This is a genomic window from Lysinibacillus sp. UGB7, from assembly GCF_049058285.1.
GTDB lineage: Bacteria > Bacillota > Bacilli > Bacillales_A > Planococcaceae > Lysinibacillus > Lysinibacillus sphaericus_B.
The window spans coordinates 26017-41792 of the sequence record NZ_JBMGUV010000013.1 but is presented as its reverse complement, the minus strand read 5'-3'; the positions used below and the strand labels follow the sequence as shown (position 1 = coordinate 41792).

The following is a 15776-nucleotide window of genomic DNA, read 5'->3' as shown; positions in this document are numbered from 1 at the left end:
CCTAATCTGCCTTTACCTCTTCAACGGTTTGCTCAACCTCGGCGCGTGTCATTTTTTCACGGCCATCTTGCATCGCTTTCAACGTTTTATGTGCTAATGCAAGTGGAAGACGGCAGAACAGCAATACTGTACGTTTATGAATATCCTTCATATACAGGTCTGCTTTCGCTAAGTTCTCCTCCGCATAGGCAAATAAATCATCGCGAGTCCAGCCATCTGGCACGAAACTGACACCGCGATCATCCAAATCTTCGTGTTGATTGCGTAAAATATTGACAGCTTGTAGCCCACGCCCATAGCCAATTGCCAACTCACGGTCAGTTTGAATGTCTGCACCCCATGCCCAAAGCTCTGATAGCATGGTACCAACCAGCCCTGCCACGTAGTATGTATAATCATCCAAATCCTCACGTGTATGCACTTGCCAGTTTGCTTTTGCCCATTTCGCCATCCCAAATGCCATTTCACTTGTGGATGCTTGGACAATGTTACGTGCGCCTTCTGGGCAAAATGTCAGCCAATCTGCTAAACGAAGCGATACTTCAGGCAATTGCTCAGCATAAGGGTTTACTAACGCAGCATACGCTTCAGCATCGAAGTCAGCCTTTAATAATTCACTTGTAGCTGTAAGTAAATCGAACTTTAAATCGTTTGACAGCATTTCGTGGTCTTCGATTTCATCAATTGCGCGCATCGCTAAATAAGCGGCTGCAACAGACATTTTCAAATCGTTTTTTAAAAAAGTAATCGGTATATAAAATGTGCGACTTGTTTCTTTTAAAACATGCATCGCTTCTTTATAGAGTTTTTTTTGATCTTTCACTTGTATTCCTCCGTTCAAATGGTACCACATCTATAGTATATCGTATCGCAAAAGTGGGGAAAGATAAAACAGATTGTTCAATTTACAGCCATATTCTTTGTAAATGCTTAAAAAAAGTGATAAAGTTTAATAGTAAACTATTTAAATCTAAACAATATATTAATAAACATTAATGTGGAGATTTAAAGGTATTGGACCTGGCTGTTGTTATTGTGTGTCAAATGAACATAACTACGCCGAGGTGAATTTAAATGAGAGGAAGTTTTTAAGCATGGGACGATTAGACAATAAAATTGCCATTATTACAGGTGGCGCATCAGGAATGGGTGCCGCCATGGCAGAATTGTTTTACAAAGAGGGCGCAACAGTCATTGCAGCCGATATTAACGAAGAAAACTTAGCAAAAATTTCTGAATTAACAAACGTAGAAGGAATGAAATTAGACGTTTCTTCCGATGAAAACTGGGCACAAGTGACAAAAGCTGTCGTTGAAAAATACGGTCGTATTGATATTTTAATTAATAATGCAGGTATTGCAGGTAAAAAAATGCCAGACGATATTACAGAGCAAGACTGGGCACTGATGCACAAAATTAACTCATTTGGTCCTTTCTTAGGTATCAAGCATGTTTCGAAGTATATGATAGAAGCGGGTAAAGGCTCAATTGTTAATACTTCATCGTATACAGCTATTATTGGTTCAGGCTTTAACGAATACTCGGCTTCAAAAGGTTCATTACGCGCAATTGCCCGTGCTGCAGCTGCTGAATTCGGTCAATTCAATATCCGTATTAACACTGTTTTCCCTGGTGTCATCGAAACACCAATGACTGCTAATATTGGTCAATTTAAAGAAGCAATGGACATGTTGATTCGTGCCACACCGATGGGACGTCTCGGACAAGCAGAAGAAGTAGCCAAAGCCATTTTATTCTTAGCATCTGATGAAGCTTCCTACATTACAGGCGGAGAGCTTGTCATTGATGGCGGCTACTCAGCCCGTTAATTAGCTAAAATAGATATTCATAAAAGTGGAAATGCATGTAATCACTGCATTTTCACTTTTTTGCATTTTTTGATAGAGTAAAGATAAAGTAAAACTCTATCAGTGGTTTTTTTGCATCCCCACTGAACGTTAGTTGAACCAATCGGAGTTGATAGACCACCTAGTGTGCTTACTTGTGGTGTGCGTCTTACTGACCGTTAGTTACGTTCATTGCTTGAATTTTTAACGACCATTAATCGAACTAAGGTATTAAAAATGAAACGCTATAATCGTGTAAATAATAAAAGGATTTTGATATTTTTCGTGTTTTTTTCATGAAAGTTTGCTAAGTTATTGCACAATCATTTCAACAGGGGTAAAGTTTAGGGAGGGCGAATATTCAATTACACCTCGGCATAATTGTCGCTGACACTTTGTTGTTACACTTCGCAAGCATGCAACTACACATGGCGTCGAGATTTTGAATTGTGGAAGTACAATGACTGTTTCAAAATCCGTGACATTCGCTGGGGGCATGAACTATATTCAGGTGGCGCTTATGCATTGACTGAATAAAAGCTAAACTAGTATTCATCTCAGCATCTATAGAGATAGGAGATTTCTACTGAATAAAGTAAAAGGAGAATGGTATGCCAAAGGCTATAGGTATTGATGCAGGCGGCACATTGACGAAAGTTGCTTATTTAGACGAACATAATGAACTTATTCTATCAACTTTCCCGTCTAATGATTTGCAGGCTGTAAAGGATTGGATTATAAATAATCCAGATATTGAGGATATTGGCGTTACGGGGGGACGTACGGAACAATTACTTGATGTCATTAAAACAATGAAATCGATTCATTATATAGTAGAATTTGAAGCTACATTGAAAGGTGTCCGTTTTTTGTTAAATAAAGAAGGGTATCTCTTTGAACGTAGTATGATTACCAACATTGGTACGGGAACTTCCATTCATTATATGGAAGGAAATACGCATATTCGTGTTGGAGGAACAGGTGTTGGCGGTGGCACATTAATTGGATTGTCAGCGCTTACAACGGGCATTACTGATTACAACGAAATACGTGAAATGGCCGTTAAAGGAAAGCGGGAAGATGTTGATTTACTGGTAAAAGATATTTATCAAGGAATGGACACACCCATTGATGGACATTTAACGGCAAGTAACTTTGGCAAGGTTGGTATTACAGAAGCCATTAAACAGCCAGCAGAGGATATCCTTGCAACTGTTCAAGGGCTTGTGGGGGAAGTAATTACAACGCTTAGCATTCAATATGCCGAGGAAAAAAATGCCCAACATATTGTCTATATCGGCTCAACGCTTAGCAATAATGATCATCTCGCCAATGTAATCGCCAATTACACGCGTACGAAAAAGCATACACCGGTTTTTATCAATGATCACGGCTTTTCAGGTGCAGTTGGTGCACTGCTTAATATTACAGAATATACTACTGTCTAATCGACTGGTAGGAATGGAGGTGTCTCAAAAGACTTTTGAGGCACCTCCATTTTTCTATCGTCAGAAGAAATATTCCTGAAGCATAAAACCTTCTATCCTGAGCACATTAGACTCGAGGAGGTGAACAGCTAATGGGAAATAAAAACAACAAAAAGACAATGAATGTCAGAACGCATAATCCTTTTGATACCTACAAAAGCAAAGACCTTGACGACAGTAATAGTAATAACAATAACCCGAATGACAACCTAAACGAAGAATTCTCTGCAGAATTTGATGCGAAAGCAAAGAACAAAAACAATAAAACGAACCATGATAAAAATCAGCAGTCCAATAAAAGAAAATAGTCAATCTTAGCTGGAGGTGGAATGGCAATGGCGAAGAAAGGTAAAACAAGTTTTAAAAAGAAAAAGCAAGAACATAAAAAAAAGAACAAGAATGATCGTGAAGAATATTCAGCTGAGTTTAATGCAGTGATTCATAATAACGTGCAACAACCGAAACAAAGCAATAAATAAAACAAGTACAAAATTAATGCCCTAAAGAAGGCTATAAATACTTATAGTGCATTTATTTTTTACTGTTACAGCAAATCTATGCCAACTGATAAAGATTTGTTTCCACTTAATATTGGTGGCTAAACAGAGCCGATGCCATTTTCTTCACGTTCCAAAGAATAAATGATATTCAGTAAATTGCGCAATCTATAGTAAAAGGAGGCGTTCAATGATGCGAAAATTATTTATTGCACTTGGAATTTTTATGATGGTTAATGCTGCGCCTCTTCATATGCCAACGATTACTCATGCGCAACAACAAACGCCTAGCTACGCGAAATGGGGAAGGCTTGCTATCATAGAGACACACGCCAAATATCCCGGTGCGAAAATTGTTGACTATCTGCATGAAGGAAGCGAAACTTCTGCACAGTCAACGATAGAAAAATTTAAGCTATGGCTAAAAGATGGTAACAAGGAATTCGGCGTTTATGTAAGAATTAAGTATACGACTGCAACGGAAAAAGTGGAGAATATTGAGTTTCAAGAAACCGCTAGATAAACATTTAGACTCAACGATAAAAGAGGGTGCCTACATTGTTCAGGCATCCTCTTTACTGTAATTAACCTTGTAATTTTTGAATGAACTCACGCATGACACCAGGTAAATCAGGCCATGCATGACCACTTACGAGATTGCCGTCTGTATGCAAGTTCGCATCAATATAAGTAGCACCTGCTACTTGGACTTCAGGCTTGCAGGCAATATAGGCTGTTAGCTCGCGCCCTTTAAGTACCTCGGGAATGGTCGCGAAAATTTGAGCTGCATGACAGACTGCGGCAATCGGTTTATTGGCTTCAAAGAAATGGCTGACAATCGCAGGGACATGCTCGTTTAAACGAATGTATTCCGGTGCTCGGCCACCCGGAATGATTAACCCATGAAATGTCGATGGATCAATATCTGCAAAGGCAGAATGGGCCTCTAAGCCATACGCAGGACGCTCGATGTATGTATCGAAGCCTTCAACAAAATCATGCAGTACCGTTTGCAATTTCTTCGCAGAAGGTGCTGCAATCGTCACGTTATAGCCAGCCTCTAAGCAGCGATAATATGGATAATAAATTTCCAACGCCTCTACAGCGTCACCTGCAATAATTAAAATATTTTTCCCCATAACTCCATCTCCTTTTCTTTGTGAATCTAGTAGCTTTATTCGACACTTTAGGAAGATTCCCTGCTGAATTGGCTAATTTTACAGGAAATTTAAGGTGATATTTAGTTAGCAGATTTAGTAATAGATAGCACTGAAAGAACCGAGAGAATCGCTGATAGAACATGAATAATCGCCGGTATAACCGTCAGAATAGCTGTTAGACCATGGATAATCGTCAGAATCGCTAGTAGACCATGAAATATCGCTGATAGACATGAATAATCGCTGATAGAACCGTCAAAATCGCCGCTAAAACCACGAAAATCGCCGGTAGCGCAGTCGATGAATGTTCAAGCAACTTTCTTTACAATGAAAAAAATGAAGCGTATAGTATTTGTTTAGCTAGGTAAATAAATGAGGAGGTGATAATATGAATCCAATATTCCATGCTTTATTCCAAAAAAGTCGTTATTTAACGAATTGTTTAAATGAAGTATTGAAACAGCACAATCTGTATAGTTCGCAATGGACAATTTTATATTGCTTACAGAAGCACGGAGCCATGACGTTAACACAAATTTGGAAATATTTAAATGTTGAGGCACCAAGCGTGACAAGAGGGATTTCTCGACTTGAAGATTTGGGTTGGGTGGAGCGAATTGATGGGGAAGATAAGCGTGAAAAAATTGTGACCTTATCTGCGATGGCAGAGGAGCGCTTACCTGCGATTACTGCAACAATTTTAGCATTTGAGGCAGAAATGGTTGGTTCACTGACTGTGGAAGAGCAGCAGCAATTTATGAACCTATTGCAAAAAATGAAAGGTTGATTGGCATGCAACAAGGGGAAAGTACTCAAATATGGACGAAGCGGTTCATTAGTTTGTTTTTGACGAATATATCCGTGTTTTTTGTTTTCTATGGTTTGGTCACGACATTGCCGCTCTATGCGATTGGCGAGCTTCACCAAACAGACAAGGAGGCGGGACTATTATTATCGGGTTTCTTATTATCGGCAATTATTGTCCGTCCCTTTTCCGGTAAATTATTAGATGTCTTTGGGAAGAAAAAACCATTAGTCATCTCTATTGCGGGCTATTTTTTATGTACGGTTTTATATTTATTCATTCATCCATTTGGGCTGTTATTGGGCTTACGATTTATTCAAGGGATATTTTTTAGTGTTATTACAACCGCGGCAGGTTCATTAGCAGCGGATATTGTGCCTGTGAGCCGCAAGGGAGCAGGACTGGGTTATTTCACAATGTCTACAAATTTAGCCGTCGTTATTGGCCCATTCATTGGCTTACTATTAATTCAATATAGTAGTTTTAATGTGTTATTTATTGTCATGAGTATATGCGTTTTAGCAGGTGGTCTATTAGCAGCCACGATTAATACGGATGATTTACCGCAACCTGCATATCAAGGGAAATTGACATTTAAGTTTAACGATTTATTTGAACGTAAGGCTTTACCGGTTGCTGCCATTGCAAGCTTAATAGCTTTTTCTTACGCGAGTGTGTTATCGTTCTTATCGATTTACGCACAGCAAAAGGATTTAATGGCTGTTGCGAGTCTTTTCTATGCAGTATTTGCGGCAGCAATGCTCATTACACGTCCATATACAGGGAAGCTCTATGATACGAAAGGGCCACAATTTGTTATCATTCCGGGCATACTATCGTTTGCTATCGGGCTTGTTATGCTGGCGTTTGTATCAGGACCAGTATTATTTTTGTGCGCAGCTATCTTTGTTGGTTTTGGCTACGGGGCAGTGACAACGAGCTTACAGGCTTTAGCTGTACAATCAACGGCCCATACACGCAGTGGTTATGCAACCGCAACATACTTTACAATGTTTGACCTCGGTATTGCACTAGGTTCTTATATTTTAGGAATGGTGGCCGTACAAGCGGGCTATGCTGCCGTTTATTTAACTGGAGCAGGTTTACTGGTTGTAGTTTTTATCATTTATCTCCTGCGTTTAGCCAAAATAAAAGCAAAAAATGTAGCTCACATATAAAGACAGCACTGGCATCCGATAAAATTCCCTTATAAATCGACTTTTACTGCAACATAAGATGGGGCGATTTTTGTTTTTTTGCTTAGCGCAGCGGTTTCATCGAGAAAGGAAGTTAAGCAACCCAAAAATTTTTTAATATCATTTCCATACTTAACGGGGATTTTTTTCCGTTGAGTTTTTTCTTGATGTGCAGATTAATCATTTCAAAGTTTAAACTGCCCACGAGATTATCGCTCAAGTCATCACCATGACATCACCTCGCAGCCGAGTTACCAGGAGTTAGCATTAAAGTGACAAACATACAGTAGCTCTGAACCACTCAACCCGCCGAAAGTTCCGCCGTAGTGGATGGTAGATTTATAGTGAAAAAAGACAGAAAACAAACTCGATTTCTTCCGAGTTATTTTCTGTCTGACAGTTTACTATAAACGACCGTACCCCACAAAATACTGCTTCCAATAGGTGCTATTGATGTTAGCGATGGTAACGCCACTATTGCTGGCATTAATCATTTGATTATTGCCAATATAAATGCCTGCATGTGAGATACCTGGCTTATATGTATTAGCGAAAAATACTAAATCACCTACTTTTGGTGTACTTACTTTTTTTGCTGAATTGTAAAAACCTGCTGCTGTTTTGCGAGGAGTCGAAATACCTGCGTTATTATAAACGTAAGTGATATAGCCTGAGCAATCAAAACCTGTGCTCGGTTTCGTTCCACCAAATGCGTATTTTACACCTAGTTGTTGTTTCGCAATTTGTACTAGGTTAGTTGGTGTATTAGGTGTAGAAGGTAGCGTAGTATTGAGGTTTAACTTTTGTCCAACAAAAATGTTTGAAGAAGATAAGTTATTCCAGCTCATTAATGTTTGATAAGAAACTCCGTGTTGATTGGCAATTTTCCATAAAGAATCACCAGATTTTACTGTATAAGTTGCAGCTGACGCTGTCTCAAAAGTTGAAAAAAGTACAGATGAACTTAATGCTAATGCAGCTATTTTCATGCCCCATTTAAACTTTTTAATCTTTGTCAAAATATGTATCCTCCTATAACTTTAAAGCTTATAACTTGGTATATAAATGATATTAACATTGTAATATTACAGTTACATGTCAACAAAATAACATTAAAGATACATTTCAATTGTAGTGAAATAATAATAGGTGGGGTATTATGCTGAGGCTTCATCCGTTTTTTTTAAGGCTGTGTTTGGAATGGATGGAAGGGGAAACGTGAAATTAGCCCAGCCATCGTATTAATAGTGGGAGATGTTTGCTAAGTAATATGTATTGTCTAACCTAAAACGAATACGAGGCTGTTCTATAGTAAAGACAATATATAGGCTATTTTTTTGATATAAAAGTAAAAATCCGCGTAGACTCCTGCAACTCATGCCTTGCCCCTGCAGAAAGCGAAGCGGATTTTTACCATATAGGAAGACGGGCGTTGTTGTTTGACAGCCCTGTCTTGTTATTTTAAGTTCTTTTGTAAGAAAGCTTTTGTCCGATCGTTTTGCGGATTCGTAAAGAATTCTTCAGGATGATTTGCTTCGATAATGTCGCCACCATCCATAAATACCACCTTGTTTGCTACTTCGCGCGCAAAGCCCATTTCATGCGTTACGACGATCATTGTCATATGTTCCTCGGCTAAATCCTTCATGACTTTCAATACTTCACCTGTCAACTCTGGATCGAGCGCTGAGGTCGGTTCATCGAATAATAAAATCTGAGGATTCATCATCAATGCACGTGCAATGGCTACACGTTGCTTTTGTCCGCCAGAAAGTTTAGCAGGATAGGCTTTCGCTTTCTCGGCTAGTCCAATTTTTTGTAGTAAATCCTGACAGCGTCGTGCAATGGCATCCGAAGACTCTGTTTTCAGCAAACCCGGTGCAATCTCAAGGTTTTGCTGCACAGTTAAATGTGGAAATAAGTTAAAGTGTTGAAATACCATGCCCATTTTGGCAGTAATTTTTTTTATGTCCTGCGGTTTTGCATAGTTTCCATCTTGAACTAAATAATCGCCGTCCACACGAATGCTTCCACCATTAATCTCTTCTAAATGAACTAAGCTTCGAAGCATTGTGCTTTTACCAGAGCCAGATGGACCAATAACTGCAACGACATCATTTTTCTCAATGTCAAATGTAATTTGTTTTAGTACTTCCAGCTCACCGAATGATTTCTTCAAATTCGATATTTCAATAAGTGCCATACATGTCACCTCTATTCAAATTTAAAACGTTTTTCAAGCCACTTAAATAATACAGTTAACACTAGCGTCATGACTAAGTAAATAGCGCCAGCAATAAAGTACGGTACAATTGTGAAGTCACGATTTACTGCTGTTTGTGCAAAGTGAAGTAGCTCTGGTACAGCCACAGCGTATAGCAGTGCTGTGTCTTTAATTAATGTAACCGACTCATTGGATAAGGCCGGTAACGCTACACGAAACATTTGTGGCAAAATAATACGTGTCGTTGTTTGCCATTTAGACAATCCTAATATTTGTGCTGCCTCGTACTGACCTTTATCAATAGCAAGTAAGCCACCTCTGAAAATTTCCGCAAAGTACGCTGCGTAATTTAATATAAAGCCAAGACAAGCAGCGGCAAAGCGGTCAATTACTAAATACTCGCCTATTACGGGTATCATCGGCAAACCAAAACATATTAATAAAAGCTGTAGTAGAAGTGGCGTACCACGCATCACATAAATATACGTATGTGCAAGCCAAGATAGCGGTTTAATCCGACTTTTTACAGCTAATGTCAGCAAGAAGCCGAATGGAATCGATACGAGAATCGCAATAATGAACAGCAATACCGTCATTTTTGCTCCTTCAAGCATCGGCAAAATCATTGTTTGCCAGTAGTCCGCCATAAATATTTTCCCTCCAAAAAGATAAGAGTTTCACAAGGAAACTCTTAGCCATAAATATCATTCAATTATCCCGTAATTACGGTTGCTAAGACGCCCACTTGAAAATGAAGGTCAAGCACCCATAAGTACCTGATTGGTTCAACTAATAATCGAGGGGCGATAAAAAGAATCCCCACCCAATTATACGTTTCACTTTATTTTAAAACCTTATCTTCACCAAACCATTTTGTAGAGATTTCAGCAGCTGTGCCATCTTCATTCATTTTATCTAATGCGGCTTGCAGCTTTTCTAACAATGCTTCATTTCCTGGTTTTACACCAATACCATATTGTTCTGGTGCAAGAGATTCTTCTAATAATTTGAATGTATCAGGTTCTTGCGTCATGTAATATTCTGCGACAACCGCATCAATGATGACTGCATCTACTCGACCTGTTTTTAAATCTGTTAAAGCTAAAACGTTATCTGCAAATTCTGTAATTTTTTTAATTTCTTTGTGAATTGGATTGCTGTTTAAGGCATCCGCTGCAGAAGAAAGGGCTTGAATACCAACCTCTGTACCTGCTAAATCACTAAGTTCTTTAATCGATGAATCTTTTTTTGTTAACACTACTTGCGAGTTTTCTAGATATGGCTTTGTAAATAATACTTTTTCTTTACGCTCATCTGTAATTGTATAGCCATTCCAAATTAAGTCGATACGACCACTCATTAATTCTGATTCTTTTGTTTTCCAATCAATTGGTTGGAATTGTGCTTCCATCCCCATATGTTCAGCTGCTGCACGTGCTAAGTCGATATCGAAACCAACAATTTCATTTTTATCATCACGGAAGCCCATTGGAGCGAATTTATCATCGATACCAATAATAATTTTTTCTTTTTCTGCGTCACTAGAACCACCTGTTGATTTTTCATCTGAAGTGCCACATGCGGCCAAAGCTAGCACGGCAGTAAGCATGATAAGTAATGTGAAAATACGCTTCATTGTCAAATTTCCCCTCGCATATTAAATGTAATACTAGCAAATAATAGTTTTGCGCTTTCTCTTACTAAATTACTAATGTGTTAAAGGATATCACCGTAGTATAAAGTTGTCAATATCCATGGGGTATAATTCGAAATTTAACTATATATTTTTGAACTATTTCGCGCCATTGTTGTTGGGAGACTATCAAAGCTCACGATGTAAAGAGTGCCAGAAATTCGTAGCTGTTGCCGCTAGAATCTTAAAATTTTTTAGTTCTCTTATTATTGACAGATGTCAGTGAAAGGATGAGTGAGGCTGAAAAACGGAGCATTGAAAAAAGCGCTTGATCATGTTGTCAGCGCTTTAGTTCTTTTCGTGTTGAATGGCCGCACGTGCGAGCGCATCAGCCGCTTTATTTTGTGAATCAGGTACCCACTTGATGAAAAATAAATCGAAGCTACCAGCAAGTGATAAAGCCTGTTCAAGATAAGGTTTAAATTCTTCATTTTTTACATATTCTTTTTCCATAGAGGCAACAACAATTTTAGAATCGGAGCGTACGGAGACAAGGGTTGTACCAAGCTTTTGTGCTTCTTTTAGGCCACGAACTAAGGCGGTAAATTCAGCAATATGATTATTCGTATGACCAATATACTCACTTATTTGGACATGATGACCCTCGCCTTTAATGAAAATGCCAATACCGCTTGGCCCAGGATTACCTGCACTAGCTGCATCTATATAGACTTCTAACATATAAATCCCTACTTTTCGATTAGATTCAATGATAATTGTACAGCAAAGGAGCTGTTAAACAACCTTCAATACCATCATAACAATTTCTGTTAATTAAGGGTGAACAAAATAGTTGCTTGTACAAAATGTTCACTTCATAATAGTAAGAAGTGAAATTTGGACGTGAAAGGGGTGAACGTTCTTGATGGATAAAGTGACGGTTATGAAAGATATTGATGAACTGCATGATATGTATTGTGCTGATTGCTTAGTCATTAAGCAACTGCGTAGAGAACGTGGTAAAACGGGAGCTCATCGCTTCTGTATTGAAGCTTGTACGGTAGGGGAGCGAATGCAATTTTTGGGGGAAGAACTATTAAAAGTATATAGTAAATAGAGTGATTACCTGACGTCGAAAAACCACAACTCGATTAAAATTACTTTTTTGCATAAAAATAATCATATTTGAGCTTTCGCGTGCATAAATAATAGTATGTTCGGAAATAATAATATTGGTTGGTTACCATAGAAAAAGTTACTTTGTTATCTGCTATGCAGATGGCAATAGTAGCTTTTTTTATTGTATGCATAGTGAAGTGCAACATCCACAAGGTTGTTTCAATGATGGTCGTTGATAGGGATACCATAATAAAGCCGCACGTTCAAGGTCGGAACCTGAACGTGCGGCGCGCAAATAAATCTATTTTATTTAGTCGCTACGTAATTACTTAGGTCTTGATAGTACTTTGTCAAAGAAGTTGCTGAAATATCAAATGTTGCAGCAATTTCTTTCACCGTCATTGATAACGATTCGAAAAGCTCTTTTTCTTGACCATAACGAATCGCCCCCGCAGCGATAGCCGCTTCTTTACGTGCAGAAGGTTGTCCTTCAATTAAATAATCTTCTAATAGCTCTAACATCGGTTCTGTATCGCGTTCATTTTTCTCAAGGAAATCTTTAACTTGTGCAAGGACACCGTTTTCAAAGCTAGTAAATTCTTCGCCTTTGTAGCCGTTAGACACAAGCAGCTCCCAGAATGATAAATGATCCTCTTTTAAGAAAGCCTCCACTTTTTTCCCAGAAGCCTCGAAATTTTTCTTCAATTGTACAAATACCTTTTCATGGTCTAGAGGGAAGAAAATAAGTGTTGAAACAGCTAAGTAATGTGTTTCTTTTTTCGTGCCATCGGGTAGGATGAATGCAAATACATGCATGCCCTCAGGAATTGGCTTGTCGTTTTCGCGACGGATAAAGATTTCTTGCTCTGACAACACATGTGAAGCTTTAAAATAATTCTCCTCTACAACTGACACGGTACCAATAAATAGTGTAGGTTGTGACCAACCTTCTAATACTTTTAAAGTAGAAGGTCGAACCGTCTTTTTCTTCGTTTTCTTTAAATAACTTTTCCAGATAGATGGCTCTTGATGGAAGAAGAAGTCGTCCAACGCGATAGCCTCAATAAGCTCACGCTGTAGTACGCTCTCTAATTTAGGCTGCCATGTGCCCACGTGCTCGATATAGGCACGGACATCTTTGCGTTCTGGGTACTCTAAATAGAATGTTTGTAGTACACGCTCTAATTCTTCAATTGCTACAGTTTCTACTGTTACTTGCTGTTTACCTTCACAGCATTTTTTATATTTTTTGCCGCTACCGCATGGGCATGGATCATTACGTTTTACCATAATTAGAAACACTTCCTTTGAAAATTGTTAGTCGAATTTTGCTAAATAAATTGCGTACACTTAATAATAACGGTACTTTTGTACGAATGAAAATAATTATCTATTTTGAAATATCGAAAAAGTGTAGAGGGACGCCCTGATTCTAGTATATGTACGTATATTCTCGCTTAGAACTAAAAAAAGAAAACCATCTACGCATTAACGCTAATTGATTCAACGGGCAGAGTGACGGATAGAACAGGTAGAGTGACGGAAAGAACAGGTAAAGTGACGGATAGAAATAAAAAAGCAGCCTACAACAGTAGGCTGCATGTCACGCTGGAGAAGATACCATCCCCACGGTTAGAAGTTTCACTAAAAGCCCGATTGTTTAACTAACAATCATTGGGGACGAAGAAAACCTCCACCGATTAAAGTTTCACTTGAAGCTTCAATTTCCTTTGTTAGTCGTTCAAGTTCATCGATCAGATGCCCGATATAGGCAATCGTTTCTCGAAGCGGTTGATCTGTTGTCACATCAACACCTGCCATTTGCGCTAGCTCTACAGGTGATTTTGTACCACCAGCTTGGAGAACCTGTAACCACTCATCGACAGCGGGGCTGCCTTCTTTTAAAATACGCTGCGATACTTGTGTTGAAATTGTTAAACCTGCGCTATAAGTATATGGGTATAAGCCCATGTAGTAGTGAGGCTGACGCATCCAAGTTAGCTCTGCACCTTCAGAAATGTCTACTGTATCGCCCCAGAAATCTTCAAGGACCGTGCGTTTTAATTTATTTAAAACAGTCGCATTGACAGATTCGCCAGCGTCCACTAATTCATAGACCTTGCGCTGATAAGCAGCTTCTAGTAAATGTGTTACGAAGTTATGATAATACGTTTTTGATACGATATTTGAAATGACCCAACGTTTGAAACGAAGGTCATCATTATGTGTTAATAAATAATTTGCCAATAGCATTTCATTCATTGTGGATGGCGCCTCGATAAAGTAAAGAGAAGGGCGACTATTGAAATACGATTGATGTCCATGTGCATTCACAAAATGTCCTGCATGGCCAAGCTCATGTGTGAGGGTAAACACCTCATTCATGCGCGCATTCCATGATATGAGAATGTATGGATGACTGCCGTATGGACTGGAGCAGAACGCGCCAGTTGATTTGCCTTTGTTTGGCGCAAAGTCAATCCAACGCTCGTTAAATGCTCGTTCAAGCATATTTTGATAATCCTCACCCATGACTGCCAGGGATTTTTCGACATAATCTTTCGCCTCAGCCATTGTTAACTTTGGATCATAGCTTGCATCGAGCGCGATTTTTAAATCAGCAAATGTCATTTTTTCTAAATCATTTGCTTGCTGAATCAGCTTCGCATAACGACGCATATGCGGTGCAAGCTCTTGTGTGATAAGGTCAATTTGGCGATTATAGAGTGAACGATCTACTTCTTGATCAAATAATAGATAGTCAATCACAGAGTCAAAACCTCGTAAATTAGCTATTGTTTTTTCTTGTTGAATATGTGTGTTATATACTTGCGCTGTTGTATGCTGATAATCACGTAGCTTGCTAGAAAATGCATCAAATGCTGCCCGACGCACATTTGTATTTACTTCAAGCTCCCAATCATTTTCAAATAATACAAAGCTGAGAGGGTGTTTTGTTCCATTTACCTCGAAATCACCGAAATTCATATCGACAAGCTTTGTTGTGTTATAGATTTCATAGGGAGCATCAAAAGTGGAGCTAAGTGCCGCAAGTGCCTTTTCCACTTCAGGGTGCAATTGGTGAGGCTTCTTTTTTAATAATTCTTTTAAATAATGCTTATAAAGTGGGCTCAACGCAGCAGCTTCCTCTAAAATGGTTTCATCTAATGCTAATAATTCACTACGCACAAATGATAGCGCACTACTAATTTTTCCGACAGCTGTACTGAATTTCGCAGCACGCATTTGCGCCGCATCATCCGTGCGATCAGCCTGAATGTTTAAACTAGCGTAAGCGCCAATCGGGACGAATTTTACTTGCAATGTTTCAAAAGCTGTTAGAACATCAATCACTTTTTGTGCATCTGTAATGGTGCCTTGATACGTACGTTCAAAATTTACCGCTTCCTCCACTAATTGCGCTAAAGTAGGTTCAAAATCTGCGTCATTCTCAAGTAAATCTTGTAAATTCCAAGTTTCTTCTAGTGGAACATCTTTGCGTAATGGTAAAACCTCCATGTGTGAACACCCCTTTATTGTAAGTGATTTCATTATAACGAAACTATTTCGGAAAGTGAAATAATTAGAGCGAATAGTTTTAATATTTTGCTAGTTGATGAACAAAACTCATTGGGGTCATGAATACATCCCTTTGAAGTCATGTGAAAAAAGAGAGCTTCGTACTATGTTCGTGTAGTAACTACCATTTTACGAGGTTCTCTTTTTGTTATGGTTTAAGCACAAAAATAATGATTTGCCAATGTACATCATTGTTTATGTTTTAAATTATGATAGTAGGGAAAAATGA

The 15776-nt window shown here is 38.6% G+C and carries 17 protein-coding genes; 8 read left to right on the top strand and 9 right to left on the bottom strand.

Features of this window, described 5'->3' with window-relative positions:
- Window position 1: 1 nt before the first annotated feature.
- Complete coding sequence (locus tag ACOMCU_RS13365; protein WP_421050473.1) at window positions 2–823, bottom strand: squalene/phytoene synthase family protein; 822 nt, start codon at window positions 821–823, stop codon at window positions 2–4.
- A 271-nt stretch (window positions 824–1094) separates the two neighbouring features.
- Here ACOMCU_RS13365 and ACOMCU_RS13360 point away from each other — a divergent pair, with 271 nt between their 5' ends.
- The 5 genes from ACOMCU_RS13360 to ACOMCU_RS13340 all read left to right on the top strand — a co-directional run bounded on the left by ACOMCU_RS13360 (window position 1095) and on the right by ACOMCU_RS13340 (window position 4354).
- Window positions 1095–1829, top strand: coding sequence for an SDR family NAD(P)-dependent oxidoreductase (locus tag ACOMCU_RS13360; RefSeq protein WP_421050472.1), 735 nt, complete (start codon window positions 1095–1097; stop codon window positions 1827–1829).
- Between the two features lie 629 nt (window positions 1830–2458).
- Window positions 2459–3295 carry a type II pantothenate kinase gene (coaW, locus tag ACOMCU_RS13355; RefSeq protein ID WP_010859003.1) on the top strand — a complete coding sequence of 279 codons (837 nt, stop codon included), beginning with the start codon at window positions 2459–2461 and terminating at the stop codon, window positions 3293–3295.
- 131 nt (window positions 3296–3426) lie between these two features.
- Entirely contained in the window at window positions 3427–3642 is a 216-nt protein-coding gene (locus ACOMCU_RS13350; protein ID WP_010859004.1) for a hypothetical protein, read from the top strand.
- A 27-nt stretch (window positions 3643–3669) separates the two neighbouring features.
- Window positions 3670–3813: a hypothetical protein gene (locus ACOMCU_RS13345; protein ID WP_010859005.1), complete on the top strand. Its 144-nt coding sequence runs from the start codon at window positions 3670–3672 to the stop codon at window positions 3811–3813.
- A 208-nt stretch (window positions 3814–4021) separates the two neighbouring features.
- Window positions 4022–4354: a DUF3889 domain-containing protein gene (locus tag ACOMCU_RS13340; RefSeq protein WP_421050471.1), complete on the top strand. Its 333-nt coding sequence runs from the start codon at window positions 4022–4024 to the stop codon at window positions 4352–4354.
- Window positions 4355–4415: 61 nt separating this feature from the next.
- On the opposite strand, the gene ACOMCU_RS13335 is transcribed toward ACOMCU_RS13340, so the two are convergent.
- Window positions 4416–4970 carry a DJ-1/PfpI family protein gene (locus tag ACOMCU_RS13335; RefSeq protein ID WP_421050470.1) on the bottom strand — a complete coding sequence of 185 codons (555 nt, stop codon included), beginning with the start codon at window positions 4968–4970 and terminating at the stop codon, window positions 4416–4418.
- A 409-nt stretch (window positions 4971–5379) separates the two neighbouring features.
- Between ACOMCU_RS13335 and ACOMCU_RS13330 the strand changes: the two genes are divergently transcribed.
- Window positions 5380–5778 carry a MarR family winged helix-turn-helix transcriptional regulator gene (locus ACOMCU_RS13330; protein ID WP_010859008.1) on the top strand — a complete coding sequence of 133 codons (399 nt, stop codon included), beginning with the start codon at window positions 5380–5382 and terminating at the stop codon, window positions 5776–5778.
- 5 nt (window positions 5779–5783) lie between these two features.
- On the top strand, window positions 5784–6974 hold the full coding sequence (locus ACOMCU_RS13325; protein ID WP_421050469.1) for an MFS transporter: 1191 nt from the start codon (window positions 5784–5786) through the stop codon (window positions 6972–6974).
- 422 nt (window positions 6975–7396) lie between these two features.
- Here ACOMCU_RS13325 and ACOMCU_RS13320 read toward each other — a convergent pair whose 3' ends face one another.
- From ACOMCU_RS13320 to ACOMCU_RS13300, 5 genes are all read right to left on the bottom strand, one after another.
- Window positions 7397–8011 (bottom strand): NlpC/P60 family protein, encoded by a 615-nt coding sequence (locus ACOMCU_RS13320; protein WP_010859010.1) that lies wholly within the window; start codon window positions 8009–8011, stop codon window positions 7397–7399.
- 437 nt (window positions 8012–8448) lie between these two features.
- Entirely contained in the window at window positions 8449–9195 is a 747-nt protein-coding gene (locus tag ACOMCU_RS13315; protein WP_010859011.1) for an amino acid ABC transporter ATP-binding protein, read from the bottom strand.
- Window positions 9196–9206: 11 nt separating this feature from the next.
- Window positions 9207–9863: an amino acid ABC transporter permease gene (locus tag ACOMCU_RS13310; protein ID WP_421050468.1), complete on the bottom strand. Its 657-nt coding sequence runs from the start codon at window positions 9861–9863 to the stop codon at window positions 9207–9209.
- 194 nt (window positions 9864–10057) lie between these two features.
- Entirely contained in the window at window positions 10058–10852 is a 795-nt protein-coding gene (locus ACOMCU_RS13305) for a transporter substrate-binding domain-containing protein (protein WP_421050467.1), read from the bottom strand.
- A gap of 345 nt (window positions 10853–11197) precedes the next feature.
- Window positions 11198–11590, bottom strand: a complete 393-nt coding sequence (locus ACOMCU_RS13300) for a ribonuclease HI family protein (RefSeq protein WP_010859014.1) — start codon at window positions 11588–11590, stop codon at window positions 11198–11200.
- Window positions 11591–11774: 184 nt separating this feature from the next.
- Here ACOMCU_RS13300 and ACOMCU_RS13295 point away from each other — a divergent pair, with 184 nt between their 5' ends.
- Window positions 11775–11966 carry a zinc-finger domain-containing protein gene (locus tag ACOMCU_RS13295; protein WP_421050515.1) on the top strand — a complete coding sequence of 64 codons (192 nt, stop codon included), beginning with the start codon at window positions 11775–11777 and terminating at the stop codon, window positions 11964–11966.
- A gap of 308 nt (window positions 11967–12274) precedes the next feature.
- On the opposite strand, the gene ACOMCU_RS13290 is transcribed toward ACOMCU_RS13295, so the two are convergent.
- Window positions 12275–13258 (bottom strand): SEC-C domain-containing protein, encoded by a 984-nt coding sequence (locus tag ACOMCU_RS13290; RefSeq protein ID WP_010859016.1) that lies wholly within the window; start codon window positions 13256–13258, stop codon window positions 12275–12277.
- A gap of 381 nt (window positions 13259–13639) precedes the next feature.
- Window positions 13640–15487, bottom strand: a complete 1848-nt coding sequence (pepF, locus tag ACOMCU_RS13285; RefSeq protein ID WP_421050466.1) for an oligoendopeptidase F — start codon at window positions 15485–15487, stop codon at window positions 13640–13642.
- Between the last annotated feature and the right edge of the window lie 289 nt (window positions 15488–15776).